The following is a 24,630-nucleotide window of genomic DNA, read 5'->3' as shown; positions in this document are numbered from 1 at the left end:
ATGTCCATGACTGGGCGCGACGTGGTCAGCGGAGGGCCGGTGCGTCGCCGCCGCAGCGCCACAGGGATGCGGCCAGTCGGTCGATCTCCTGGCGGGCCTCGGCGTCGCCCGTGCCCTCGGCGAAGACCGTGAAGACGATGCGGTCACCGCCGACCTCGTCCGTCACCCCGGTCAGCCCGAACATGTCGTCGAGCGTCCCGGTCTTGCCGCGGACGTGCCCGCGGGCGTCACTCGCGGGGCCGGTGAAGCGGCCGTGCTCCGCGAGCGTGCCGGTCTTCCCCGCGACCGCCAGGCCCGCGTCGACCGGGGCGAGGCCGTCCCGGTGCTGCACGACGACCCGCATCAGTTGCGTCAGGAACGCCGCCGGCACGCGGTTGTCCCCGCTGAGCCCGGAGCCGTCGACCAGGCGCAGGCCGCTCGTCGGGACACCGACGTGCCGGAGCGCCGTCGTCGTGCCGGTCTGGATCGCGTCGAACGAGCGACCGGTGCCCTCGGCGACCGCGACGTGCCGGGCCAGGACCTCGGCGAGCGTGTCGTCCGAGTGGGTGAGCAGCGTCCCGACGAGCTCCGACACCGTCGCCGACCGGACGGATCCGAGCGTCGTCGCCGCCTTCGGCACGCCGACGGACGCGGTCTCGACCTGGACGTCCGGGCCGAGCAGGGTCGCGAAGGACGTCGCCGCACGTGACACCGCGGTGTCGCTGCGGAGCGAGTAGGCCTCGGTCGGGTCGTCCCGGTCGCCGTCCACCATGAGCGCGGTGATGTTCGAGACGCTGCCGCTCGTGCGGGCGCTCTCGGTCCAGCTCGGGTGCCATGCGGGACCGTCGAACAGGGCGGTGTCGACCTGCACGAGCCGGATCGGCCCGGGGTGTGCCGCGCGGACCTGCCGTGCGAGGTCGTCGAGGTGCGGGGCGCCCGGGTAGACACCGTCCTTGCCGGAGGCCAGTCGGCTGAGGGTCGGGTCCCCGCCACCGACCAGGACGACGGCGTCGGGGGAGGGCCCGCTGACCACCCTGGTGGTGAAGCGGTGGTCCGCGCCGAGGGCCGTCAGCGCTGCCGATGCCGTGACGAGCTTCATCGTGCTGCCGGTCTGTGTCGGCTGGTCTCCGCGCACGGCGAGCACCGTCGCCCCGGTCCGGACCGACCGGGCGTCGAGGTGCAGCTGACCGGAGGACCACCGGCCGGCGAGGTCGTCCGCAGTGCAGCGCTGTTCGGCCGCTGATGCCCGGCCCGGCACCGTGCTGATCGCGGTCACCGCGACGGTGAGGCCGCCGAGGACGAGGACGAGCACTGCGACGAGCGCGACGACGTAGGGGTAGCGGCGGAGGAAGGAGCGGGGGCTGGTCACACGTCCATCGTCCGATTGGACGCATTCGCCCGGCATCGCCCGCTCGGCCCAAGTGAGGGCTGCTCGTTCGTCCGATCGGACGAAGCCGCGGGAGTCGTCTCAGTCGCCGAGGCCGAGGATCAGTCGGCGCAGGAGCCCCGCGAGCTGGTCCTGCTCACCCGCGGACACGACGGTCAGGATGTCCCGCTCGGCCTGCAGCAGGTCCGCGATCGCCGAGTCCACCGCGCTCCGACCGGCATCGGTCAGGGACACGAGGATGCCGCGGCCGTCCTTCGGGTCGGTCCGACGTGCGACGAGCCCGCGTGCCGTGAGGCGGTCCACCCGGTTCGTCATCGTGCCGCTCGACACCATCGTCTGCTGGAGCAGGGTCTTCGGGCTGAGCTCGAACGGATCGCCCGCCCGCCGGAGTGCCGACAGCACGTCGAACTCCCACGGCTCCATGCCGCTCGCGTCGAACGCCGCCCGCCGTGCCCGGTCGAGGTGGCGGGCCAGCCGGTCCACCCGGGAGAGCACCTGCAGCGGCGCGAAGTCGAGGTCGTCCCGCTGCCGTCCCCAGGCCGCGACGATCCGATCGACTTCGTCCTGGTCCGGCATCCGTCCATCATGGCCGGTCGGGCTGCGCGCGGCCACTGCGGCACACGGACCCCGGCGCACGCCCACCGTCCGACGCATGGGAAGATGGTCGGGCGCCTCCGTGCGCGTTCCGCCTTGGTGTAATGGCAGCACGACGGCCTTTGGTGCCGTTAGGTCTGGGTTCGAGTCCTGGAGGCGGAGCTGCAGCGCATGCCGGGGTCCTTGCCGGGGGTTCCTGGGCAGGCAACGGCGTGGAGGAACACGAGACCCGCGGCGGAGGACGTCACCAGGGCACCAGCACCGCCGATTGCGGTGTCGATCAGGGGCGCTTCCGCCCCCACCGCACGATCAGCCCCGCGTACTCCACGACGGCGCGGTGCAGGGCGTCCACGCTGACGGACTCGTCCCGCTTGTGCGCCAGGTCGGTCTGCCCCGGCCCGAGCAGCACCACGCGGTCGCACCCGAGCGCCCCGGTCAGCACCGCTGCGTCGGTGAAGTACCCGACGATCCGGTCGTCCGGCTCGATGCCGAGGCGCCGGACCTCGGCGTCGTCGGGGTCGAGCAGCACCGCCGGCAGGGTCAGCTCGGACTCGACGGCCGCCAGGTCGGGCTGCTCCCGCCACCAGGCGGCCGGGTCGGCCAGCGGGTCGGCGGTGCGCAGGTCGACCTGCGCCCACGCCCGGTCAGGCACGACGTTGACGGCGGTCCCGCCGCCGATCGTCCCGACGTTGAGCGTGTCCCACCCGGTGCCCTCGGTGGCGGCGCGGTCGAGCACGCGGGTCAGTCCGGTGATCGCGTTGCGTCCCAGGTGCGGGGTGCTGCCGTGGGCGGCGACGCCGTCGGTGACGACGCGCAGCCAGGTGACCCCGCGGTGTCCGCGCACCACGCGCCCGTCGGTGGGTTCCGCGACGACCAGGAGGCGCGCCTCCAGTCCGTCGAGCAGGGTCGCCGCCTCTGCGGCGCCGCGACTGCCCGTCTCTTCCTCCACGGTGAACAGGGCCGCGACGGACGCGCCGTCGGGTGCGCCGTCGAGTGCGGCGACGATCGCCGCGACGCCGCCCTTCATGTCGGTGGTGCCGCGGCCCCAGACGCGGCCCTCGGCCAGGTCGCCGGAGAACGGCGGGTGCGTCCACAGGGCTTCGTCGCCGGTCGGCACGACGTCGACGTGGCCGGTGAACACCAGGAGCGGGCCGTTCGGGACCGCGGGGACGACGGCGACCGCGCGCAGCGACCCGTCCGGGCCGGCCAGGGTGCGGACCGCGTACCGATCGTCGAACAGGCGGGAGAGCACGTCGAGGACGGCGGCCTCGCCGGGTGAACCGGAGACGGAGGGGATGCGGACGAGGTGCTGGGTCAGGTCGACGACGTCAACCGACACGGTGGGTCTCCATCGCGCGGATCACCTGGATGCCGCGCAGCTCGAGGGCGTCGGCGGTCTCGTTCGGGCCCACGGCGTCGGTGACGACGGTCGTCACGCCGGCGAGCGGCGCGACGGGCGCGAACGACACCTGGCCGAGGTGCCGCGCCTCGCACAGGACGATGACGTGGTCGGCGCTGGCCATCATGGTCGACTTCAGGCGCGCGTCGGTCTCGTCGAAGTCGGTCACCGAGTCGCTCTCCGCGCTGATGCCGGCGACGCTCACCACGGCGACGTCCCAGCGGTGCGCGCGGAAGAACTGCTCGGTCACGGAACCGTGCAGGCTCAGCTCGCCCGGCTTGAGTTCGCCACCGGGGACGAGGAGGTGGATGTCCTCCTCCTGCCCGAGGACCTCCATGACCTGCACGCTGGTCGGGGCGACGAGGGCCTGGAGGTGCCGGCCGCGCATCTCCATCGCCACGTGGTACGCCTTGGTGCCGAAGTCGATCGCGACGTTCGCCTTGCGGGGGACCAGGTCGACGACGGCACGGGCCATCGCCTGCTTCTCCACGACGTTCGTGCGCACTCGCAGGCTGAACGGCGGTTCGAAGCTCCGTCCGGCGGCCAGGACCGCACCGCCGTAGACGCGGCGCGCGATGCCCTGGGTGTCGAGGTGGTCGATGTCGCGGCGGATGGTGAGCTCCGTGACGCCGAGCTCATGACTGAGCGTCGCCGTCTCGACCTTGCCGCCCTCCTCGAGCATCTCGACGATGCGCAGCAGTCGCTGGTCGCGCTTGTCACCCACGTCGTCCCACCCCTTCGTCGCCGATCACTGTAGTGGCAGTCACGAGGCCAGCTCGGGGTGCACGTCGGACACGCCGAGGACTCGTTCGAGCCGGTCGCCGAGTGCCAGCAGCTCCCCGTCGGCGCCGTGGCGGCCGACGACCTGGATGCCGATCGGCAGTCCGCTGTCGGCACCGAAGCCGGCCGCCATCGCGAGCACCGGGTGCGCGGACGGCACGAGGCGACAGGCGAGGCGCTGCCACAGGAAGTACCGGTCGAAGGGCACACCGTCGACCTCGGTGACCCACTTGTCCTCGGCGGCCGGGGCGACGACGGGTGCGCCGGGGACGACGAACGCGTCGAAGTCCTCCAGCAGAGCGGCCATCTCCGTGTACGCCCGGTACCGGCGCTCGAGCGCGGCGACGATCCGGCCGGACGAGTAGCCGGACGCCTCGGTCACGTTCCGGACGAAGTCGTCGCGGTACGCGTCCGGGTGCTCGACCGGATCGGTGCCGAGCAGGGCGAACCACCCGAACAGCTCGATCGTCTGCCAGGTCTCGTCGAGGCCATCGGTGTCGATCTCGACGTCGACGACCTCGATGCCGGCGGCCTCGAGTGCGGCACGGGTGGCGCCGTGGGCCGCGCGGACCTCCGGCGCGATCGGCAGGCCGCCGAGGTCGGTGCTCCAGGCCAGACGGATCGGCGTCTCCGTGGCGTCGCCGAGCTCCGTCGTGGCGGCACGGCCCGCGGACAGCGGCGCGAGCTGGTCGGTGCCGGACATGCCGGTCAGCAGCAGGGCGACGTCGCGGCAGTTCCGACCGACGGGGCCGTTCACCGAGTGCGGTTCCCAGGACGTGGCACCCTGTGCGGCCGGCACGAGGCCCGGTGTGGTGCGGAGCCCGACGGCGTTGCAGAACGACGCCGGGTAGCGCAGGCTGCCACCGGAGTCCGACCCGTCCGCGAAGGGCAGCATGCCGGCGGCGACCGCGGCGACGCCTCCGGTGGAACCACCCGCGTGCCGGGACAGGTCGAACGGGTTGCGGGTGATGCCGAAGACCTCGTTCCAGGTGACGGTGCCGACGCCGAACTCCGGCGAGTTCGTCTTGCCGATGACGAGCGCGCCGGCGGCCCGGAGCTTCGCCACGTGCGGGGCGTCGGTCGGCATCGGCCCGCGGTCCGCGAACGCTCGCGACCCGCGCGAGGTCGGCATGCCCGCGACGTCGACCAGGTCCTTGATCGCGATCGGCAGACCGTGCAGGGGTCCGAGGGTCGCCCCGGAGGCACGGAGCTCGTCGGCGGTGGCGGCGAGTGCGAGTGCCTCGTCCCGCGGCAGGCGGTACACGATGACGTTCACGGCGTCGTTGGTGGCGTCGATGCGGTCGTAGAAGGCGCGCATGACCTCGACGGCGGTGAGCGACCCGTCGGCCATGGCGTCGCGGAGGTCGGTTGCCGTCCGCCAGTGCAGCGGTGTGGTGGTCGTGGTCTCGTCGGTGTCGGTGGTGGTCGTCACGGGGTGCTCCTGATCGGGTGCGCGGACGGGGTCCGGGGAGGTGTGCTGGACGGCGTCACCGGTGGTCGGTCGGCGTCGTCGCGCATCGGGCGGCGGAAGGGGAGGTCGACGACGTCGGCGGCCACGGCGAGACCGTCCAGGCCGACGACCGTCAGCAGGGCGAGGACGCGGGTCGCGCGGTGCGTCCGTCGGGCTTCGGGGCCGATGCGGAAGCGCGCGGCACCGGTGCCGCGGGTCGTCACGGAGGCGGACCGCGACCCGACCTCGACCCACGCCGTCGTCGCAGCGCCGGCGTCGACGGTCGCCTGCACCTCGACGGTGACGCCCCCGTCGTCGTCGATCGTGGCCGTGCCGGTCAGCGTCGCCGTGACGGGGTCGGTCGGCTCGGGGACGGCGATGGAGTGGGTCGAGGCGGGGGAGCGCGAGGTGCCCAGACCGGCCACGTCGGGCAGGCGAGCCGGCGTGCGAGGGGCGAGTCGAGCCTCCAGGGCGGCGGCGACGTCGACGAGGTGTGCATCCGACCAGGCCGGTCCGCAGACGGTCGCGCCCACCGGCATGCCGGTGTCGGCCATGGTGCCCATCGGGATCGTGACGCTCGGGATGCCGACGCGGCGGAGCACGTGGTTCGTGGTGGAGAAGACGGCCCCGTCGGCCCACGCGGCTCGGGCCGCCTCCTGGTCGACGTCCGCGTCGTACGGGGCGATGTCGGAGTTGGCGGGGAAGGCGACGACGTCGATGCCCTCGCGGCGCAGCCAGTCCTCGAAGAGCTCGCGACGGGCGCGGTCCAGGCCGGCGATCGCGGGTGCGACCCGCGCGGCGACCTGGTCGTCGGGGAGCGGAGCGTCCCGGGTGATCGCGGTGAAGTCGAAGACGTCGCGGCCCGGGTGGAGTCGGCCGTTCTCGACCGCGTCGATCACGTACGGCGGGTCTGGTCGGATCGACCCGGGCGCCAGCTGCGACAGGGCGACGGGATCCGTGGCGTGGTCGTCGAGGAAGCGTTGCCACGACGCGGTCATCAGCTCGCGGAGCTCGAAGGCGGTCCAGTCGGTGAGCAGGTGGCCGGTGTCCTCGAGTGCGGGGGCGGTCCCGCGGCCCTCGGCGGCCTCGACCAGGGGGAACCTGACGCGCACGACGCGGGCCCCGGCGGCGACGAGCTCGCGTTCGACGGCGTCCCACCTGGCACGGATGCTCGGACGGAGGGGGACGGAGGGCGGAGCGTCGGCGTCGGCGTCCGTGTCGTGGGCCGGGACGTACAGGGTGGGCACGCCCACCACCAGGCCGTCGAGCGGGCGAGGGCCCTGGCCCGGTGTCCGCTTCCGGAACCGGGCGGCGACGGCCTCGGCCCGGGACACGTCGACGGCGGTCTGCTGCTGCCACACGTCACGGTCGTCGGGGCCGGCGACGACGGCGAGCACCTCGCGCAGATCGGCGACGGAGCGCGTGTGCGGCACGACCACGTCACGGTACGGGTGCAGCGGCCAGTTCCCCACGCTCGGCACCACGCCCCAGGACGGCGTGTACGCCACGAGTGCGTTGTTCGACGCCGGGGAACGGCCGGACGACACGGTCTCCTCGCCGATGCCGAAGGAACAGAAGCCGGCGGCGACGGCCACGGCGCTGCCGATCGAGGAGCCGGAGTGCCAGGCGGCGGCGAGCCACTCCGGGGAGTACGGGCTGCGGGTGCGTCCGTACAGGCCGGCCTGGCCGCCGCCGATCGCCATCGGCGGCATGTTCGTCTTGCCGACGAGCAGCGCGCCGGCGGCGAGCAGCCGTTCGACGACGACCGCGTCGCGGCGGGCGACGGTGGTCGCGAAGGCGGGGGAGCCGGCGGCGACCGTCAGGCCGGTCACGGCGAAGCTGTCCTTGAGGGTGAAGGGGATGCCGTGCAGCGGTCCGGGTCCGGGTCCGGGTCCGTTCAGGTCGGCGGCGCGCTCTGCGTCGACCCCAGCCGCCGCCAGCTCGAGCAGCGCGGCGCGCTCTGCGTCGCTCGCCGCCGCCCGCTCGAGCAGCCGGGGGTCCAGCACGGGGACGGCGCCGAGGCGGGGGCCGTCGCGGTCGATCCTCGCAATGCGACGGAGTGCGTGCTGCGCGAGGGCGAGTGCCGTCGTCTCGCCGCGCTGGAGTTGCCCGCGCAGGTCGGCGATGTCGGAGTCGAGCACGGAGCACCTCCCAGGGGCTGGGGAAAGGACGGGATGGGTGGGGCGGGTGCGGAGCAGGCGGACGGCGTGGGTCCTGCCCTGCTCCGCACCCGGCAGGTCAGAGCGCGGAGCAGTCCGACGTGTAGAGGAACTTCTTCACGTCGTCGTCGTCCACGTTGGCCTTGGTGACGAGCTTCCAGGGCGAGTACACGGTCTTCTTCTCGACCGCGGACGCCTTGGTCTCGCCGGTGATGAGCTTCGCCATCAGCTCGGTCGCCTGGTAGCCCTCGGTGTACGGGTCCTGTGCGACGAGGGCGTCGTAGTCGCCCTTCTTGAGCGCTGCCACCTGGTTCGACGCGGTGTCGTAGCCGATGTGCACGATGCCCTTGGTGCCCGAGGCCGCGATGGCGTTCGCCGCACCGGTGCCGGCGCCGATGTTCGTCGAGAACACGAGCTTGACGTCGGGGTTCGCCGACAGCTGCGACGAGACCGTCTGCGACGCCTTGGCCGAGTCGCCACCGACGTACTGGACGTCGAGCGGGGTGAGCTTGCTCTCCTTCTCGATGGCGTCCTTGAAGCCCTTCGCGCGGGCGGACTGCACCTGGTTGCCCGGGGCGTCGGTGACGATGACGACCTTGCCCGACGTGAGCTTGAAGTCCTTGAGCGCCTGGACCGCCGCGTCGTACGACGACTGGTAGTTGTCGGTCCGGATGGACTGCACGTACTGGTCGTTCGACAGGAACGAGTCGGGCATCACGAGGGGCTTGCCGCCGTCGGTGTACGCCTTCAGGGTCGAGTTGAAGGCGGTGTTGTCCCACACGGTCAGCAGCAGGCCGTCGGGGTTCGTCGCGAGCACCGACTGCAGGACCTGCATCTCGGCGTCGGTGGTGGTCTCCGGCGTGCCCTGGATCTTCAGGGTCACGCCCTCCTTCTTCGCGGCTGCCTTGGCGCCGCAGTACATGGTGCCGTAGAACTCGCCGGTCGACTCCGGGGTGACCATGGCGATGGTCTTGCCGGACGAAGACGACGAGTCGCCGGTCGCGGCGGGGCTGCCGGCGGAGCAGCCGGCGAGGGCCACGACGATGCCGATGGCGGAGACGGCGGCGATGGCGGAGCTGGTCTTGGGACGGGACACGGTGGTCTCCTAGCGGGGAGGGGGTGGACAGGAGGTGGTGCCGTGGTGCGGGGAGGGGAGGACTAGGTCGTCCGCCGGTTGCGGCTGCTGCGGTCGAGGCTGACGGCGACGAGGAGCATCGCGCCGATCGCGATGGTCTGGTAGAAGGGCGACAGGTTGATGATCACGAGCCCGGACTGCAGGATGATCGCCAGGAAGGCGCCGACGATCACGCCGAGGAAGTTGATCCGGCCGCCGGTCAGGGCGGTGCCACCGATCAGCGCGGCGGCGATCGCGGCCAGGGAGTCGTTGGTGTGCCCGGAGATGTTCGTCGTCGAGTAGCGGGACAGGTCGATGAACCCGGCGAGCCCGGCGAGACCGGCGGACAGGACGAAGATGCCGATGGTGTTCGCGAGGGTCTTGATGCCGACCCGGCGGGACGCCAGGAAGTTCGAGCCCATCGCGAGCGTGTGGGTGCCCCACGCGGTGTACCGGTACAGCGCCCAGATCACGGCGAGGAGCACCAGGGCGAGGATCGTCGGGAGCGGGAAGGCCCCGACGGTGACGGTCCCGAACGACGACGCGAGCTGGGTCGGGATGCCGACCAGGTTGACGCCCTTCGTGGCGACCTGGGCGATGCCCGTCGCGAGCGAGAGCATCCCGAGGGTGGTGACGAGCGAGTTGATGCCGACCACGCCGACGAACAGTGCGTTGGCGGCACCGAGCACCGCGCCGGTCGCGATCGCCACGACCAGGCCGACCAGGATCACCAGGCCGACCGGTGCCGAGGTCCCCATCGCGATCATCACCTGCCCGGAGACCACCGATGACAGGATCAGGACGGCGCCCTGCGAGATGTCGATCTGTCCGGCGGACATCAGCACCGCCTGACCGGCCGCGAGCAGGAGCACCTGCGACGCGGTGAGCAGGATGCCGCGGATGTTCGCCTCGCTGAGGAACGCGCCGCTCGGGGAGAGCGCCTGGAACACCGCGATGAGCACGACCTCGACGGCGATGATCTGCACCGCTCGGTTGCCGGAGACCCTGGTCACGCCGTGCCGGAGCGCGGAGCCCCGACGGCTGACGGTGTCGGACGTGGAGCTGGGGGTGTGGGCTGCTGTGGTCATGCTGCTACCTCGTCTCCGACCATGACGGTCATGACGTCGGACACGGAGAGCCCTGCCGGCTCGAGGTCGGCGATGATCGTGCCGTGGCGGAGGACCACGATCCGGTCGGCGAGCTGCAGGACGTTGGGGATGTCGTGCGACACCAGGACGACGCCGAGCCCGTGGCTCGCGGCGACGCGGATCGCGTCGAGGACGATGCCGACCTGCTTCGGACCGAGGGCCGCTGTCGGCTCGTCGAGCAGGATGAGGTCGGACGCCCACTTCATCGCGCGGGCGACGGCGAGGACCTGCCGCTGTCCGCCGGAGAGTGACCCGACCGGCAGCCGGACGTCGCGGAGCGTCGAGATGCCGAGCTTCTCGATGGCGGCGCGGGCCTCGGTGTGCATGCGCTTCCGGTCGAGCCAGGGGCCTCGACGGAGTTCGTTGCCGAGGAACAGGTTCTCGGTCAGCGACAGGTGCGGCGCCAGGGCGAGGTCCTGGTACACGACGCCGACGCCGAGGCGCTTGGCGTCGGCGAGTCCGGACATCGGCTGGCCGCTGACGTGGATCTCGCCCTCGTCCGGGGTGTTCGAGCCGCAGATGATGTTCATCAGGGTCGACTTGCCGGCGCCGTTGTCGCCGAGCAGGGCGACGATCTCGCCCGACCTGACACTGAGGTCGATGTCGCGGAGGGCGCGGACGGCGCCGAAGTCCTTGGCGACGCCGGAGATGCTGAGCACCTCGCGGGGGGTGGTCGTCGGCGTCGCGGGAGGTGCGTCGCTCATGAGGTGGGTCCTTCCTGCTGGAGCGTGGTGAGCACGGAGTCGTAGGCGGCGAGGAACGCGTCGGCGTCCTCGCGGGTGAAGACGAGCGGCGGGCGGACCTTGAGGACGCGTCCGTCGGCACCGACTGCGGAGATGAGCACGTTGCGGTCGCGGAGGGCGTTCACGACCCGGGCCGCGAGCGCCCCGGCGTCGGGTCCGGCCATCTCGACACCGATGAACAGACCGACGCCGCGGACGTCCACGACGAGCCCCGACGACGCCGAACGGTCGGCGATGCCCTGCAGCAGGAACGCGCCGACCGTGCGGGCGTGCTCCACGAGGCCGCGGTCCTGCACCTCGTCGAGCACGGCGGTGGCCGCGGCGATCGACGCCGGGTTGCCGCCGAAGGTGTTGAAGTAGCGGTGTCCGGCGGCGTACCCGTCGCTGAGCGCGGAGCCGAGCACGAGGGTGCCGATGGGCAGCCCACCGGCGAGCGGCTTCCCGCAGGTCACCATGTCGACGTGGCCGTCGACGTCGGCCGCGTCGGCGGTGCCGCCGGTCGGTCCGGCCTGGAGGCTCGGCTCGGCTCCGGCACGCCGTGGCGGCTCCGTCGCGGTGTGCCGCTGGAACCCCCACATCGCCTCACCGGTGCGGCCGACGCCCGGCTGCACCTCGTCGGCGACCACCAGACCGCCGGCGGCGTGGGTGGCGCGGTAGGCCGGCACGAGCATGCCGGGGGCGCCGGGGAAGATCCCGTCGGTCGACATGATCGAGTCGAGGAGCAGGGCCGCGAGACCGAAGCCGTGGCGGTCGAGGTCGGCGGCAGCGGCGGTGACCGCCCGGGCGAACAGCTCGCCGGCCCGGTCGCCGTCGCGGTGCGTGTCCGGCGCGGGAACGGTCCGCACCCAGGGGTGCAGCGGCATCGACGTGCCGTTCTCCGGCGACGTGCCGGCGAGCAGCTGGGTGGTGCCGTGGTACGCGTTCTCGGTGACGATCACCCCCTGGTGGCCGGTCCGCCACTGCGCGATCGTGATCGCGAGGTCGTTCGCCTCGGACCCGGAGTTCGAGAAGATCACCCGGTCGAGGTGCTCCGGGTAGGTGCGGAGGAACCGCTCGGCGAACGTCACGATGCCGTCCTGCAGGTACCGCGTGTGGGTGTTCATCCGGGTCAGCTGTTCGTGCACGGCCGTCGCGACCCGCGGGTTGGCGTGCCCGACCGCCGGGACGTTGTTGTACGCGTCGAGGTACTCGGTTCCGTCGGCGTCCCAGAGCCGTGCGCCGGCACCGCGGACGACGTGCACCGGTCGTGCGTAGAAGAGCGGGTAGATGTCGCCGAGGACGGCGCGGCGTCGGGCGAGGAGGTCCCGGTCGCCGTCGGGCAGGAGGGCCGCGTCGGCCGGGTCGAACCGGTTCACCATCGCCGTGGCGGCGTTCGCCGTGGTGGTGTCCACCTGGGTCTGGGTCTGGGTCTGGGTCTGCTGCACGGGGTCACGCGCCTTCCGAGGTGAGGTGGACGGGACGGGCCGGTCGCGCGTTGGGCGCGTCGAGGAGTGCGACGGCCGCGCGGTCGTACCGCAGCACGTAGTCGGCTCGGTCGGGCTCGCGACGGGCGGTGTCGCGGGCGAGCACCACCGCCTGGACGAGTCGGCAGGCGGCCAGCGGCAGCACGACCGACTCCTCGGCGGGGGAGAGCGCGAGCGCGCTGGCGATGCGTGCCGTGTACCGCTCGACGAGCGGGTGGTCGAAGGACCCGAGCGCGATGGCGAGGTAGCAGGCGGTCACGGCGACGTCGAGCACGCGGGGTGCCTCGACCGCGTCGCCGAAGTCGATGACGCCGCTGACCCGGCCGTCCGCGACGAGCACGTTGGACAGGTTCGCGTCCGCGTGCAGCACCTGCCGGGGCAGGTCGGCGAGGACCGGCGCGAGCGCGTCACGATAGTGCGCGACCGTGTCGTGCATGCCGGCACGGTGGCGTTCGTCCGCCACGTCGTCGACGAGGTGTTCGTGTCGGGTGACGGCCTCGATCGACCAGTCGTTCTCGCCGGGGACCTGCGCCGACGCCGACGGCACCGCGGACAACGCGGTGACGAGGGCGGCCTGCACGTCCGCGAGGTCGTCGACGAGCGCGGGCCAGAGCTCGACGTCCTCGAGGGGGATCCCGGGGACCGTCGTCATCACGAACAGGTCGCCGGCGTCGGTGGCGCTGACCGCCGACCCGTCGCCGTCCGGCAGGACACGGGGGACCGGGACGGTGGGGTCGCTCGCGGCGACGGCCTGCAGGAGTGCGGCCTGCATGTGCGCGCTGTCCGACAGCTTCAGCACCACCGGACCGCTCGCTGCGTCGACGAGCACGGTGCGGTCGGTCTCGGAGCCGGTGTCCCGCATCCCCGTGACGCCGCTGACGCCGCGCGTGCGCAGGTGGGCGACGAGGTCAACCACGGGCGGTCCCGACGTCGGCAGCGCCCGAGGCGACGGACTGACCGGCACCGCAGAGGTCGAGGATCATGAGTGCCATCGCCTGGATGCATGTGCGGTACTCGTCCAGGTCCAGGTGTTCGTCCGGCTGGTGCGCGACGCTGAGCTGACCAGGTCCGAAGGTGATGGTGGGCACACCGGCCTTGATCGGCAGGCCCATGTCGGTGTGGCACGTGACGCCCTGCACGACCGGGGCGATCCCGAGGGCATCGAGCGCGGTCTGCGGAGCGACGACGAGCGGATGGGTGTCGTCGGTCTCGCCGCAGTCGGCGTCGACGAGCCAGGTGACCACCGGTGGGTGCTCGGTCAGCCACGGGTCGTCGCCGACGAAGTCCCGGACCATGTCCTCGATCTGCGCGCGCACCAGGCCGCCACCGCCGAACGCGTCGAGTTCTGCGGGCAGGTACTGGATGTCGAACCGGATGGTGAACGACCCGGCCCAGGAGCTGGGGTACGTGCCGGCGTCGATCTCGGCGACGTTCACCTGGCAGGGGAGCGGCACGTGCCGGTGGTTCTTCTCCGGGAGCGACCGCCACCGGGTGTTCAACGCATCGACGGCGTCGAGGAGTCTGCGGCCGTGGGCGATGGCGTCGACGGCGCCGCCGTCCTGCCAACGCGGCTGCTCGATCTCGATGTGGCCGCTCTTGCCCGGGATCGTGATCTCGCCCCAGAGGATCCCGCGGCACAGCGGTGCGACCTGCAGGCTGGTGGGCTCGGGGATGACGATGCCGAGCTCCGGGCGGTAGCCGCGGTGCACGAGGGCCAGGGTGCCCATCCCGCCGGTCTCCTCCTCGGTCACGGAGGCGAACTCGACGTCACCGGAGAGATCGATCCCGCTCGACCGCACGGCACGGATCGCTGCCAGGGCCGCCGCCATGCCGCCCTTCATGTCGCAGGCGCCCCGGCCGACCACACGGCCGTCGCGGATCGTGCTCGAGAAGGGGCCGTCGGTCCAGCCCGGTCCGCCGGGGACGACGTCGCAGTGCCCGAGGAACATCAGTGCGGGGGCGTCGGCATCGCCAGCTCCTGAGCGGAAGTGGCCGACCAGGTTCGGACGGCCGGTGAAGTCGCGGTCGGCGAAGAACCCGGGCCCGTCGGCGTACCCGGCGAGTTCGACGGCGGAGGGCTCCCACACGTCGACCGTGCCGCCGAGGTCCTCGACGTGGCGCCGGAGGAAGGTCTGCACGTCACCCTCGCCGCTCACGGAGTCGTCGTCACCGAACCAGGGCCCGACGCTCGGGATGTCGATGAGGTCGCGGACGAGCTGGACCGCGTCGTCGAACTGGGCGTCGACGAGGTCCAGGACTGCGTGCTGCTCTGGTGTGGTCACCGGTTCTCCCGCGGTCGATTCGGTATGTTCACGAATCATGTTCGAGAAGTAACCAAATACGCCAGAGACGTGATCGTGACGTTACTTTTCTTCACGGTCGCGTAACACCGAGGAAATCGACACGGCGACGTCAGTGGTGGCGCGGGTCCACCGAGAGCGGCGGGTGGTCCGGTGTCGTCAGGCGGACGCGCGCACGACGAGGGCCGGGGGCAGCGCGATCCGCACACCGGGGGTGCGGTCCGTCGACGGAGCGCGGTCGAGGAGTCGGAGGACCTCCTCCGCCATCCGTGTGGTCGGCTGCCGCACGGTGGTCAGGGGCGGCGTGACGTAGCGCGCGAACTCGAGGTCGTCGAGCCCCGTGACGGCGACGTCCTCCGGGATCCGCAGGCCGCCGGCGACGAGCGCGTGCGTGACGCCGATCGCGAGCAGGTCGTCGGCGCACACGACGGCGGCCGGGCGGTCGGTGCCGAGCTCGACGAACCGCGCACCGGCGTCGACGCCGTCCGCGATCGTGAACGCTGCGGGCACCGTCCAGCGAGGGTCGGTGCGGATGCCGAACCGTGCGCACGCGTCCGCGAACCCCGCGGCGCGCTCCCGGGTGGACGAGTTCGCAATGGACGCCGTGACGAACCCGGCGGACCGGACCCCCCGCTCCGCCAGGCGACCGACCACCAGGTCCATCGCCACCCGGTCGTCGAGCCCGACCCAGTCCGCGACGGGCTCGGGGACGTGTCGGTCGAGCTGGACGAGCGGGACGTGTGCCGCGGCCTCGACGACGGCGGCGGTGCTCCGGTCGTCGGCGCAGGGGCTCACGACGATGCCGTCGACGCCACGGGCGACCAGCGAGCGGAGGTGGCGTGCCTCGACCTCGACGTCGTCGCGGGCGTCGCAGAGGTACAGGACGCGCCCGGTGGTCTGCAGCGTGCGCTCGACGGCGTCGACGAGTGCCGTGAAGAAGGGGTTCCTGATGCTGGGCACCACCATCCCGACCGCGTCGGTCCGCTGCCGGCGGAGGGCCCGCGCGACGCCGTTGCCGGCGTAGCCGAGCTCGGTCGCTGCGCGCTCCACCGCGGCCTGCGCCCCGGGGGACACCGTGCGCGACCGCGCCAGGACCCGCGACGCCGTCGTGATCGAGACGCCCGCGCGCAGCGCGACGTCGGCGAGGGTGACGGCCATGCGGACTCCGGAAGGTCGTGGCGAACGTTTGCCGAGCCTCCCGGCACGGTGTAACACAACCGTAACCCTCCGATGCACCCAACGGGGTAGCGTTCCAGGGCAATCGATTGCCAAGCCGCCAATCCACGAGAGACCAGGACGCCCATGGCCCGCATCCTCATCGCCGGCGAGAGCTGGATCACCACCACCACCCACGCGAAGGGCGTCGACGAGTTCACCGTCCACTCCTACGCCGAGGGCGTCACTCAGCTGCGGGACGCCCTCACCTCCACCGGCCACGCCGTGGTCCACCTGCCGGGCCACCTGGTGCCGACCGACTTCCCCGAGACCCCCGAGGCGCTCGGCGAGTACGACGTCGTCGTGCTCTCCGACATCGGTGCCAACTCCCTGCAGCTCGCGCCCGCCGTCCTCGAGCGGTCCGTGCCCGGCGCCGACCGGATCGCGACCCTCGCCGACTGGGTGACCGCGGGCGGGGCCCTCATGATGATCGGCGGCTACCTGTCCTTCTCGGGGTGGCAGGCCAGAGGTGCCTACGCGGGTACCCGGATCGCCGACGTGCTGCCCGTGGACATCGCGCCGTGGGACGACCGGGTCGAACGTCCCGCCGGCTCGGTCGCGACCGTGCTCGACGCCGGTCACCCCGTGCTCGCCGGCGTGACCGGCGCATGGCCGGCCCTGCTCGGCTACAACCGCCTGGTGCCGAAGGCGGACGCGGACGTGCTCGTCGAGATCGACGGCGACCCCCTCGTCGCCGTGCGCACCGAGGGCACCGGCCGCACCGCCGTCTTCACGAGCGACTGCTCGCCGCACTGGGCGCCGCCGGCGTTCTGCGAGACCTGGGCCGGCTACCCGGCCCTGTTCGACGGGCTCGTCCGGTGGCTGAGCGCGCGGTGACGTCCCGGAGTGAGCGCCTGGTGGCCGACTGCGCCACGGACCTCACCCGCTCCGCCGACGTGCGCTTCATCCGCGAGGCCGTGGACGGCACCCTGGACGACGACGCCTTCGCCGCCTACCTGGCGATCGAGGAACGGTTCGTCCGCACGGCCACCCGCGTGACCGGGTACCTGGTGTGGGCGTCCGCGGACTGGCACGAGTCCGCTGCCCACGCCAGGACCGTCGGCGCCCTGGTCGGACCGCAGCTCGACTGGTTCCACCGGGTGCGCCCCCGCTGGCAGGGCGACCCCGACCGCATCGCCGAGGCCGTGACACGGTCGGAGCCGCTCGCCGCGCACGTGCTCCGGCTCGTCGCCGACCACGGAGCGCCGGCCGCGGTGACCGCGATGTTCGCGGCCGAGACCCTCTACGCCGGGTGGTGCGCCCGCGCGGCTGCGCTGCCCGTCGAACGGTTCTCGGACCTGCGCGACTGGATCGACCTGCACGCAGCAGCGTCGTTCACCGAGGGCGTCCGGGCGCTCGCCGCCGCGGTCGACGCCATCCCCGAGTCCGTCGACGACCGCACCCTGACCGCGTGGTTCCGCGACACGCTCGCCGCGGAGGACGCCTTCCACGACGCGGTCCACCCCGACGCGGTCGAGCCCGGCGGGCTCCGCCCCGATGCGCTCCGTCCCGCCGCCCAGACCCGACCGTGAGGACCCCATGACCACCGAAGCCCTCGCTCGCCCACCGGCACGGGACGACGGCCCGACCGTGCCCGTGCGCACCGTGACCGGCACCGTCGGCAGCGACGCGCTCGGGTTCACCCTGCCGCACGAGCACCTGCTCAACAGCATCGAGGTCGGCGGGATCGAGCCGGACCCGCGACACCCCGAGCTGTTCGACCAGCCGGTGACGCCGGACCTCGCATGGCTCCTCCGCGACCACCCCTACGCGTCGCGGGACAACTGCCAGCTCGACGACCCCGAGGACGCGCGCGCCGAGCTCGACGCCTACGCGCTGCTCGGCGGCACGACGGTCGTCGAGGTCACGTCCGACGGCCAAGGTCGTGACCGGCCGGGGCTTGCGGCGCTCAGCCGGGCGACCGGGATCCAGATCGTCGCCGGCGGCGGGTGGTACCTCGAGCGCTTCCACCCCGCGATGACGGCGGACGACCCGGTCGACAGCCTGGTCGAGCACCTGCTCGCCGACTACGTCGACAGCCCGACACGGGACGAGCCGCTCTCCGGCGTGATCGGCGAGATCGGCGTCTCACCCGCGTTCACCGAGCGGGAGGAGCGTTCGCTGCGTGCGGCGTGCCGACTGCAGCGCGAGGTCGGTCTGCCGATGTACGTCCACCTGCCGGGGTTCGTCCGGCACGGGCCGCGGGTCCTCGACGTCGTCCTCGACGAAGAAGGCGTCCCCCCGGGAGCAGTCGTGCTCTGCCACATGGACCCCTCCGGCGACGACCCGGACCACCAGCGGGCACTCGCCGACCGTGGGATCGTCGCGGAGTTCGACATGGTCGGCATGCCGTACCGGTTCACCCTGCCCGGCGAGGGCGACTCACCGTCCGTGGCACAGACCGCACGGGCCATCGGAGCACTGGTCCAGGCCGGGCACGGTGACCGGGTGCTCGTCAGTCATGACCTCTTCCTCAAGGGCATGCTCCGCAGGAACGGCGGCAACGGGCTCTCCTACATCCCGGGGGCCTTCCTCGACCGGCTCGTCGACGACGGCATCGACGAGACCGTCGTCCGCGGCCTCAACACGACCAACGTCCGGGCGCTCTTCGAACGCGCGGCCCACGGAAGGACCGCCCGATGAGCCAGGACACGACCCGCGCGCTCCGCGACCTCACCGACCTGACCGCGTTCGGCCCCCGGTTCCACGGCGAGCAGGGCATCCACGACGCCGCCGACTGGCTCGTCGGCCGGCTCGAGACCGCCGGCCTGGACGTCCGACGACAGCCGGTGTCACTGCCGGCGTGGCGGCCGGGTGCCGAGAACACCCTGCTCGTCACCACGCCGATCGAACGGTCGATGCCGGTCTGGCCCATGCTCTGGAGCGGGGGGTCGGACGGCACTGTGACGGGTCGCCTCCGCCCGCTCGGCCCGCAGGGGATCTGGGGCGACTCGATCACCTGGCAGCGCTTCGTCGTCGAGGACGACGCGGGCGCGGTCGTCGCGTTCGTGCACGCCCGCGACGTCGGCCCGGCAGCGCCCCAACCGCTCCCGCACGGCTCGGACCTCAGCGTCCCGCACCTCGTCGTCGGGCGGCTCGACGGGTTGCAGCTGCGCGAGTGGTCCACCACGGAGCGGGACGTCACGGTCGTCCTGCACTGCGACGCCTCTGCCGGGGTCGACGCCGCGGTCGCCGACAACCTGGTCGTCGACATAACCGGAACCGGAACCGGAACCGGAACCGGCACCGGGACCGGTGCGGGCACCGTGCTGCTCTGCGCCCACTACGACACCTTCTACAACACCGTCGGCGCGTACGACAACGGCAGCGGCACCGTCGCGCTGCTCGAACTCGCGGAGCGCTGGGCAGCCGCGCCGCCGGAGCGCTCCGTCCGGCTCGTCTGGTTCACCGCGGAGGAGTGGCACCTCGGTGGCTCCCGACACCACGTCGACACGGCGACGGCCGAGGACCTCGCTGCGATCGACCACGTCGTGAACGTCGACGGGCTCGGCCGGGGCTCCATGCTCGAGACGTTCGCATCCCCCGAGGAGTTCGGTGTCGAGGTGGACCGGACGGTCACGGCGTACGCCCGCGACACCGGGCGCGTCCTCGAGACCGTCAACCGCTTCCCGCCGACGACCGGCACCGACGACGCGTCCTTCCACCGAGCGGGGGTGCCGACGGTGTTCATGACGTTCAACGACCTGCACCGTCTGCACCAGCCCGACGACCTGCCGAACGAGGGGATCGCGGAGAACATCGTCTGGGCGCAGGGCCTCGTCGAGCGGTTCGTCGGCCTGGCCCCACCGCGTCGGCCCGGTGCCCCCGGGATCCTCTGATGCCCGGCATGACGGACCTCGGCCTGGCGCACCTCGGCCGCACACCCGAGATCGCCCTCACGCTGTTCCGGCTCCGCGACGGCCTGACCGAGGACGACTACCGCACCTTCAGCCGGGACACCGTGCGTCCGGGGATGCTCACGATGCCGTCGGTCCTCGGCTTCCTGGACTACCGCGTCGCCGGGGGACTGACCGCGCTCGACGGGTGGGAACTCGTCGAGGTGATCGTGATCAGCTCCCGCGTCGACTTCGAGCACGAGAACGCCACCGCGGGCGCCGCGCTCGCCACGGAGTGGGAGGGCTGGGTCGCGGACTTCCGCGTCCTGTTCCTGGAGGACCTCGTCTCGAGCGCGGGCCCGGCCCGCCTGGCAGGCTGATCGACGTGCACATCACCCTGGACCCCACGACCGCGACCGACGTCGTCACCGGCATCCGCTTCCCCGAGGGCAACCGCTGGCACGACGGCCGACTCTGTTACTCGGACATGCACACGGGCGAGGTCTTCTCGCTCGACCCGACCACCGACCAGGGACCCCGCCTGGAGACGACGGTCGACGGCCAGTCCTCGGGCCTCGGCTGGTTGCAGGACGGCCGCCTGGTCGTCAGCGCGATGGAGGCCCGCGCGATCGTGGCCGTCGAGCCCGACGGATCCCAGAGCGTGTTCGCCGACCTGTCGCCGATCGAGTCGTCCCTCGTCAACGACCTGGTGGTCGACGCCGCCACCGGTCGGACCTACATCGGTGCCTTCGGCTACGACCTGTACGGCGGCGAGGAACTCCGCCCCGGCCCGCTCTACGTCGTCGAACCCGACGGCTCGGCCCGCCTGGCTGCCGACGGGCTGGTCTTCCCGAACAGCGCGAACGTGTTGCCGGGCACCCGCACGCTGGTCGTGAGCGAGACCTGGGCCGGACGCCTGACGGCGTTCGACATCGAGGCCGACGGCTCCCTGACCGGCCGCCGCGAGTGGGCGGCACTCCCGCAGGGCATCACGCCGGACGGCAGCACCGTCGACGCCGAGGGCGCCGTCTGGGTGTGCTCCGTCGACACGGGGGAGTTCCTGCGCGTGGTCGAGGGCGGCGAGGTCACGGACCGCATCGACGCACCGGGACGCTGCGCCGTCGACTGCGCGCTCGGTGGTCCGGACGGGCGCACGCTCTACCTGGCCACTGCTGACAGCTACGACCCGGCCACGACCGCGCAGACGCGCGACGGGCGCATCAGCGCGGTCCGGGTGACGGTCCCTGGTCCTTGACCGGATGACGGACGGGAGGCTCGTGGTGGCGCCGCCACGAGCCTCCCGTCCGGTATCGGGTGGGCCCTAGGATAGCGACCATGAGCGACGAGACGCGTCCACCCCGAGCGCTGGCCGTCGGTGTCGCCGCAGGTCTGGTCCTGATGGCGGTGTTCTCGCTCTGGTGGGCGAGCGACACCTTCACCGGGTGGCCGGTGCCGGTCGCGACGGTGGTCATGGGGCTGAGCGCCGCCGCGGCGGCGCTGTTCCTCGTGCAGGCGGTCCGGCTCCTCGTGGCCAGCCGGCGAATGTCCACCATGCTCAGCGCGTCGGACCAGACGCGGAAGCCGAACGGCGCGCTGTTCGGGGCGGTGTTCGGCGCCGAGGGGCTGCTCATCGGGGTGGCGGTCGGGGTCCTCGGGGCGAACGGCCTCGACCGGTTCACCGTGCCGACCATCGCGGTCATCGTCGGGCTGCACTTCTACCCGATGGCACGCGTCTTCCGGCGGTCGATCGACACCTGGATCGCGACGTGGACCACCCTCGTGGGCCTCGCCGGTGTGGTCGCGGTGCTCGCCGACGGATCGGCGTGGCCGCTCGCGTGGTCGTGGGTCGGTGCTGGTGCCGCAGCGGCGACGCTGTCCTACGGCGGGTACATGACCCGGCTCGGGCAGCGGCTCCTGATCCGGTCCGCGGGTGCCGCGGCGGCGGTGGCTGCGTCGCGGCCGACCGTGCAGGGCTGAGCCGGCGTCCACTGCTCAGGTCAGGTGCGGCGGGTACGGATGGACAGCATCGCCTTCGTAGGCGATGTCGAACGGCTTGTTCGTGATGAACAGGAAGGTGACGTCTCCGTGTTCAGTCGCGCCGTGTTCCATCCAGCCGCCCTCCGGGAACCACACGAACGAGCCGGGGCCGTGGTCGCCCTGGTGGGTGTGGAGGACGCCGTCGAGGACGTACATGCCGTGGGCGTGCGAGTGGGTGTGCCATTTGTTGACGAAGCCCGCTGGGTAGCGCATCTTGAAGACCTGCATGCCCGTGTCCGGGTCGCTGACCAGCGCCTTGCTGGGGATCTCGGCGCCGGTCTGCGGGACGACGAAGAGGTCCCAGGGCGCTCGGTTCGAGTCTACGACGGTCACGTCGAGGACGTTGGTCGGGGCAGGTGTGCTCATGGTGTTCCTCACGGTTCTCTCGGTGGTGGCGGTGCTGGTGGCGGTGGCGGTCCCTGGTCGGCCGCCGCTCCGCGCCAGCGGGAGCGGCGGACCTTCCCGGTGTCGTCGCGCAGTGGTTCGCGCACGATGACCCATTCGCGAGGCCGCCGCTCGGGGTCGAGGCGCTCAGCGGCCCACCGGTCGAGGGCGGACTCGTCGAGGTCGTTCTCCGCGGTGTCGTGCTCCCCGATCTCGACGACCGCTCGGACTCGCTCGCCGAGGTCGTCGTCCGGCACCCCGACGACGACGCAGGACCGGACGGTGGGGTGGGCCTCGAGCACGGACTCGATCGCGGCCGGCCAGACGTCGACGCCGCCGGAGACGATCCGGTCGTCGGCGCGGTCGGCCAGGTACAGGTAGCCGTCGCCGTCGAGGTGGCCCATGTCGCCGAGCCCGTGCCATGCGTCTGCGGCGGGCTCCGGTCGGCCGAGGTACCGGTAGGTCGCGGGCCCCGGTCGGGTGAACTCGATGCGTCCGATCTCGTCCTGCCCGGCGATGGTGCCGTCCGGTCGGAGGATGCGGACCGCCGAGCCACCGGCCGCTCGCCCGACGGAGCCCGGCCGCTCGACCCACTCCCGGCCGGTGATCATCGTCAGTCCGTTCGACTCGGTGCCGGAGTACACCTCGACGACCCGGTCGGGCCCGAGCCAGTCGATCCACGCGCGCTTCACGTGCGGCGGGCAGACGGCCCCGATGTGCAGGACCGACTCGAGCGAGGACACGTCCGCGCTCGCCAGGCGGTCCGGACCGAGCGCGGTGACGCGCGACATCATCGTCGGCACGACCATGCCCCACGTGACCCGGTGCCGCTCGACGGCCGACAGCCAGGCTCCGGCCTCGAAGCGGGGGAGCAGGACCAGCTCGTGCCCGGTCATCAGGCCGCGCATCGCGTAGACGAACGGCGCCGCGTGGTGCAGCGGACCGGCGACGAGCTGCGTCGCGTGCCGCGGGACGAACGCAGCGACCCGTCCGTCCCGGTCGACATGGGCCGAGGCCGCCGCGACGACGACCTTCGGGGTGCCGGTGCTCCCGCTCGAGGTCGGTGCCTTCCAGGAGCGCGCCGCGGCGTCGGGGAGCGCGGCGGCGTCACCGTCCCCGACACCGCAGCCGGTGAGGGGCATCGACCGGTGCTGCGCCATCGGCTGATCGGTCAGGACGAGCGCCGGTCGGACGAGGTCGAGCACGGCGTCGCGGTCGCTCGGCGGCAGTCGGGGTGACAGCGGCTGGGGCGTCGCGCCGGCCTTCCATGCCGCGACGGTGGCGACCACGGTGTCCACGGTGTTGGACCCGATGACCGTCACGAACGCATCGGGGGTGACCCCGGCCTCCAGGAGGAGCCAGGCCAACCGGTTGGACCGTTCCTCAAGTGTCCGTCGGTCCGACCGGGTGGTGCCGTCGTCGACGGCGAGTCGGTCGGGGTCCTCGTCCGCGAGCCCGGTGAACGCCCGCGAGATCGAGACGCGCATCAGGCGGGGACCGCGTCGGACCGGACCCGGCCGACGGGTGCGCCGCCGGAGCGGTCGAGGAGCCGGCCGTACAGCTCGACGTGCGCGGCTGCGGCGGCGCTCCACGAGTAGCTCGCTGCGAGCGCGCGTCCGGCCAGCGGGTCCACGGGGTCGTGCAGCGCGGACCCGAGTGCGTCGGCGATGCCGTCGACGTCCCCGGCGAAGGCGACGGTGTCGCCGAACACCTCGCGGAGGACGGGGAGGTCGCGCGCGACGACCGGGACGCCGGCGGCGAGCGCCTCCATGGCCGCCAGGCCGAATCCCTCCTTGGTGGAGACGAAGGAGAAGGCGGCGGCTCCGGCGACCAGGGCCGGGAGGCTCGGGTCGTCGACGACGCCGAGTTCCGTCACCGGGATCCCGCGTTCGCGCACCAGGGCGTCGAACTCGGCGCGGTAGGGCCGGTAGTCGAAGAGGGTCTCGCCGCCGGCGAGGACGAGTGCGACGTCGTCGTGGCCGCGGGTCCGGAGCAGGTCGTAGGCGCGGAGCAGGTCGATGGTGCCCTTGCGCGGTTCGATGCCGCCGACGGCGAGGACGTACCGGCCGAGACGATCGGTCCACGCGGCCCGGGCGGCGGCGGCCGTCGGGGAGTCGCTGGCGGCATCGGTGAACCGGGCGGCGTCGACGCCGTTCGGGATGACGGTGGCCGACCGGTCGTAGGAGGCCATGACCTCGGCGGCGACCGATCGGGACACGCAGACCAGGGCGGCCGGTTCGCGGACGGCCCGGTCGTGGCAGGCGACGAGCTGCGTGGTCGTGAACGTGTCGAGGTGGTGGACGGTGCGGACGGCGCCGTCGCAAGCGTTCGACGAGATGCAGTCCTGCGCGTGGACGACGTCGAAGCCGGACAGGTCGAGGCCGGCACGGAGCGCCTCGATCGACCGGACGATCCGTTCACCGACGGTCTCGTCGGGGGATGCGTCGGGGAACGGGACGACCTGCATCGTCACCCTCGGGTCGACGGCGCGGAAGAACACCGCGTCGCCGCCGCGGCCGAGCGTCCCGACGGTCACGTCGTGGCCGGACGCGGCGAGGGCCTCGGCGAGGGCGAGCGTGTGCACCACCCCGCCGCGGGGCTTCGTGGAGTACGTGAGCAGGGCGATGCGCATCGGTGGCGTG

General features: G+C 72.6%; 23 protein-coding genes and 1 tRNA gene. 8 read left to right on the top strand and 16 right to left on the bottom strand.

Going from position 1 to position 24,630, the window contains the following annotated elements; all coding sequences use genetic code 11:
- Positions 1-25: 25 nt before the first annotated feature.
- Together ITJ54_RS09115 and ITJ54_RS09110 are read right to left on the bottom strand one after the other, a co-directional pair.
- Positions 26-1,348: a D-alanyl-D-alanine carboxypeptidase/D-alanyl-D-alanine-endopeptidase gene (locus ITJ54_RS09115; RefSeq protein WP_323741654.1), complete on the bottom strand. Its 1,323-nt coding sequence runs from the start codon at positions 1,346-1,348 to the stop codon at positions 26-28.
- Positions 1,349-1,447: 99 nt separating this feature from the next.
- Positions 1,448-1,942: a MarR family winged helix-turn-helix transcriptional regulator gene (locus ITJ54_RS09110; protein ID WP_194627554.1), complete on the bottom strand. Its 495-nt coding sequence runs from the start codon at positions 1,940-1,942 to the stop codon at positions 1,448-1,450.
- A gap of 108 nt (positions 1,943-2,050) precedes the next feature.
- On the opposite strand from ITJ54_RS09110, the gene ITJ54_RS09105 reads away from it, so the two are divergent.
- Positions 2,051-2,122, top strand: a tRNA-Gln gene (locus ITJ54_RS09105).
- Positions 2,123-2,240: 118 nt separating this feature from the next.
- Here the strand turns inward: ITJ54_RS09105 and ITJ54_RS09100 are convergent.
- The 11 genes from ITJ54_RS09100 to ITJ54_RS09050 all read right to left on the bottom strand — a co-directional run bounded on the left by ITJ54_RS09100 (position 2,241) and on the right by ITJ54_RS09050 (position 15,674).
- Entirely contained in the window at positions 2,241-3,299 is a 1,059-nt protein-coding gene (locus tag ITJ54_RS09100; protein WP_194627552.1) for a M20 family metallopeptidase, read from the bottom strand.
- The gene (locus ITJ54_RS09095; RefSeq protein WP_194627550.1) at positions 3,289-4,083 is read right to left on the bottom strand and encodes a DeoR/GlpR family DNA-binding transcription regulator; all 795 of its coding nucleotides are present in this window, start codon (positions 4,081-4,083) and stop codon (positions 3,289-3,291) included. Before ITJ54_RS09095 ends, ITJ54_RS09100 begins: the two co-directional genes overlap by 11 nt.
- 39 nt (positions 4,084-4,122) lie before the next feature.
- Entirely contained in the window at positions 4,123-5,571 is a 1,449-nt protein-coding gene (locus ITJ54_RS09090; protein WP_194627548.1) for an amidase, read from the bottom strand.
- Positions 5,568-7,730 (bottom strand): amidase family protein, encoded by a 2,163-nt coding sequence (locus ITJ54_RS09085; RefSeq protein WP_194627546.1) that lies wholly within the window; start codon positions 7,728-7,730, stop codon positions 5,568-5,570. Before ITJ54_RS09085 ends, ITJ54_RS09090 begins: the two co-directional genes overlap by 4 nt.
- A gap of 97 nt (positions 7,731-7,827) precedes the next feature.
- Positions 7,828-8,844, bottom strand: a complete 1,017-nt coding sequence (locus ITJ54_RS09080; RefSeq protein ID WP_194627544.1) for a substrate-binding domain-containing protein — start codon at positions 8,842-8,844, stop codon at positions 7,828-7,830.
- A gap of 62 nt (positions 8,845-8,906) precedes the next feature.
- On the bottom strand, positions 8,907-9,950 hold the full coding sequence (locus tag ITJ54_RS09075) for an ABC transporter permease (protein WP_194627542.1): 1,044 nt from the start codon (positions 9,948-9,950) through the stop codon (positions 8,907-8,909).
- A complete protein-coding gene (locus ITJ54_RS09070; protein ID WP_194627540.1) occupies positions 9,947-10,714 on the bottom strand; it encodes an ATP-binding cassette domain-containing protein in 768 nt (255 codons plus the stop codon). The genes ITJ54_RS09075 and ITJ54_RS09070 overlap by 4 nt, the downstream gene beginning before the upstream one ends.
- Positions 10,711-12,177 carry an aspartate aminotransferase family protein gene (locus tag ITJ54_RS09065; protein ID WP_323741653.1) on the bottom strand — a complete coding sequence of 489 codons (1,467 nt, stop codon included), beginning with the start codon at positions 12,175-12,177 and terminating at the stop codon, positions 10,711-10,713. Before ITJ54_RS09065 ends, ITJ54_RS09070 begins: the two co-directional genes overlap by 4 nt.
- A gap of 4 nt (positions 12,178-12,181) precedes the next feature.
- Entirely contained in the window at positions 12,182-13,132 is a 951-nt protein-coding gene (locus ITJ54_RS09060; protein ID WP_194627538.1) for a phosphotransferase enzyme family protein, read from the bottom strand.
- Positions 13,125-14,498: a M20 family metallopeptidase gene (locus ITJ54_RS09055; protein ID WP_194627537.1), complete on the bottom strand. Its 1,374-nt coding sequence runs from the start codon at positions 14,496-14,498 to the stop codon at positions 13,125-13,127. Before ITJ54_RS09055 ends, ITJ54_RS09060 begins: the two co-directional genes overlap by 8 nt.
- A gap of 177 nt (positions 14,499-14,675) precedes the next feature.
- Positions 14,676-15,674: a LacI family DNA-binding transcriptional regulator gene (locus tag ITJ54_RS09050; RefSeq protein ID WP_194627535.1), complete on the bottom strand. Its 999-nt coding sequence runs from the start codon at positions 15,672-15,674 to the stop codon at positions 14,676-14,678.
- Between the two features lie 144 nt (positions 15,675-15,818).
- Between ITJ54_RS09050 and ITJ54_RS09045 the strand changes: the two genes are divergently transcribed.
- The 7 genes from ITJ54_RS09045 (at position 15,819) to ITJ54_RS09015 (ending at position 21,544) form a co-directional block, all read left to right on the top strand.
- Entirely contained in the window at positions 15,819-16,568 is a 750-nt protein-coding gene (locus tag ITJ54_RS09045) for a glutamine amidotransferase (protein ID WP_194627533.1), read from the top strand.
- Entirely contained in the window at positions 16,565-17,263 is a 699-nt protein-coding gene (locus ITJ54_RS09040; protein WP_194627531.1) for a TenA family protein, read from the top strand. The genes ITJ54_RS09045 and ITJ54_RS09040 overlap by 4 nt, the downstream gene beginning before the upstream one ends.
- 7 nt (positions 17,264-17,270) lie before the next feature.
- Positions 17,271-18,374 (top strand): phosphotriesterase family protein, encoded by a 1,104-nt coding sequence (locus ITJ54_RS09035; RefSeq protein ID WP_194627529.1) that lies wholly within the window; start codon positions 17,271-17,273, stop codon positions 18,372-18,374.
- Positions 18,371-19,570, top strand: a complete 1,200-nt coding sequence (locus tag ITJ54_RS09030) for a M20/M25/M40 family metallo-hydrolase (protein ID WP_194627527.1) — start codon at positions 18,371-18,373, stop codon at positions 19,568-19,570. Before ITJ54_RS09035 ends, ITJ54_RS09030 begins: the two co-directional genes overlap by 4 nt.
- Complete coding sequence (locus ITJ54_RS09025; protein WP_194627525.1) at positions 19,570-19,947, top strand: hypothetical protein; 378 nt, start codon at positions 19,570-19,572, stop codon at positions 19,945-19,947. The genes ITJ54_RS09030 and ITJ54_RS09025 overlap by 1 nt, the downstream gene beginning before the upstream one ends.
- A gap of 5 nt (positions 19,948-19,952) precedes the next feature.
- On the top strand, positions 19,953-20,822 hold the full coding sequence (locus ITJ54_RS09020; protein WP_194627523.1) for an SMP-30/gluconolactonase/LRE family protein: 870 nt from the start codon (positions 19,953-19,955) through the stop codon (positions 20,820-20,822).
- An 80-nt stretch (positions 20,823-20,902) separates the two neighbouring features.
- Positions 20,903-21,544, top strand: coding sequence for a hypothetical protein (locus ITJ54_RS09015; protein WP_194627521.1), 642 nt, complete (start codon positions 20,903-20,905; stop codon positions 21,542-21,544).
- Between the two features lie 15 nt (positions 21,545-21,559).
- Here ITJ54_RS09015 and ITJ54_RS09010 read toward each other — a convergent pair whose 3' ends face one another.
- From ITJ54_RS09010 to ITJ54_RS09000, 3 genes are read right to left on the bottom strand one after another with little or no spacing between them, the layout of a single operon-like run.
- Positions 21,560-21,970, bottom strand: a complete 411-nt coding sequence (locus tag ITJ54_RS09010) for a cupin domain-containing protein (protein WP_194627519.1) — start codon at positions 21,968-21,970, stop codon at positions 21,560-21,562.
- A gap of 8 nt (positions 21,971-21,978) precedes the next feature.
- On the bottom strand, positions 21,979-23,475 hold the full coding sequence (locus tag ITJ54_RS09005; RefSeq protein ID WP_194627517.1) for an AMP-binding protein: 1,497 nt from the start codon (positions 23,473-23,475) through the stop codon (positions 21,979-21,981).
- A complete protein-coding gene (locus ITJ54_RS09000) occupies positions 23,475-24,620 on the bottom strand; it encodes an MSMEG_0565 family glycosyltransferase (protein WP_194627515.1) in 1,146 nt (381 codons plus the stop codon). The genes ITJ54_RS09005 and ITJ54_RS09000 overlap by 1 nt, the downstream gene beginning before the upstream one ends.
- Between the last annotated feature and the right edge of the window lie 10 nt (positions 24,621-24,630).

Origin of the sequence: Curtobacterium sp. VKM Ac-2865 (genome assembly GCF_015350905.1) — a bacterium.
GTDB lineage: Bacteria > Actinomycetota > Actinomycetes > Actinomycetales > Microbacteriaceae > Curtobacterium.
The sequence above is the reverse complement of the archived record's forward strand: the minus strand, read 5'-3'. Positions and strand labels throughout refer to the sequence as shown.

Coding starts and splice junctions, on each gene's coding strand:
- ITJ54_RS09000 (WP_194627515.1), bottom strand. CDS start 24,620: ATGCGCATCGCCCTGCTCACGTACTCCACGAAGCCCCGCGGCGGGGTG.
- ITJ54_RS09070 (WP_194627540.1), bottom strand. CDS start 10,714: ATGAGCGACGCACCTCCCGCGACGCCGACGACCACCCCCCGCGAGGTG.
- ITJ54_RS09030 (WP_194627527.1), top strand. CDS start 18,371: ATGAGCCAGGACACGACCCGCGCGCTCCGCGACCTCACCGACCTGACC.
- ITJ54_RS09005 (WP_194627517.1), bottom strand. CDS start 23,475: ATGCGCGTCTCGATCTCGCGGGCGTTCACCGGGCTCGCGGACGAGGAC.
- ITJ54_RS09075 (WP_194627542.1), bottom strand. CDS start 9,950: ATGACCACAGCAGCCCACACCCCCAGCTCCACGTCCGACACCGTCAGC.
- ITJ54_RS09025 (WP_194627525.1), top strand. CDS start 19,570: ATGCCCGGCATGACGGACCTCGGCCTGGCGCACCTCGGCCGCACACCC.
- ITJ54_RS09045 (WP_194627533.1), top strand. CDS start 15,819: ATGGCCCGCATCCTCATCGCCGGCGAGAGCTGGATCACCACCACCACC.
- ITJ54_RS09015 (WP_194627521.1), top strand. CDS start 20,903: ATGAGCGACGAGACGCGTCCACCCCGAGCGCTGGCCGTCGGTGTCGCC.
- ITJ54_RS09050 (WP_194627535.1), bottom strand. CDS start 15,674: ATGGCCGTCACCCTCGCCGACGTCGCGCTGCGCGCGGGCGTCTCGATC.
- ITJ54_RS09010 (WP_194627519.1), bottom strand. CDS start 21,970: ATGAGCACACCTGCCCCGACCAACGTCCTCGACGTGACCGTCGTAGAC.
- ITJ54_RS09035 (WP_194627529.1), top strand. CDS start 17,271: ATGACCACCGAAGCCCTCGCTCGCCCACCGGCACGGGACGACGGCCCG.
- ITJ54_RS09110 (WP_194627554.1), bottom strand. CDS start 1,942: ATGCCGGACCAGGACGAAGTCGATCGGATCGTCGCGGCCTGGGGACGG.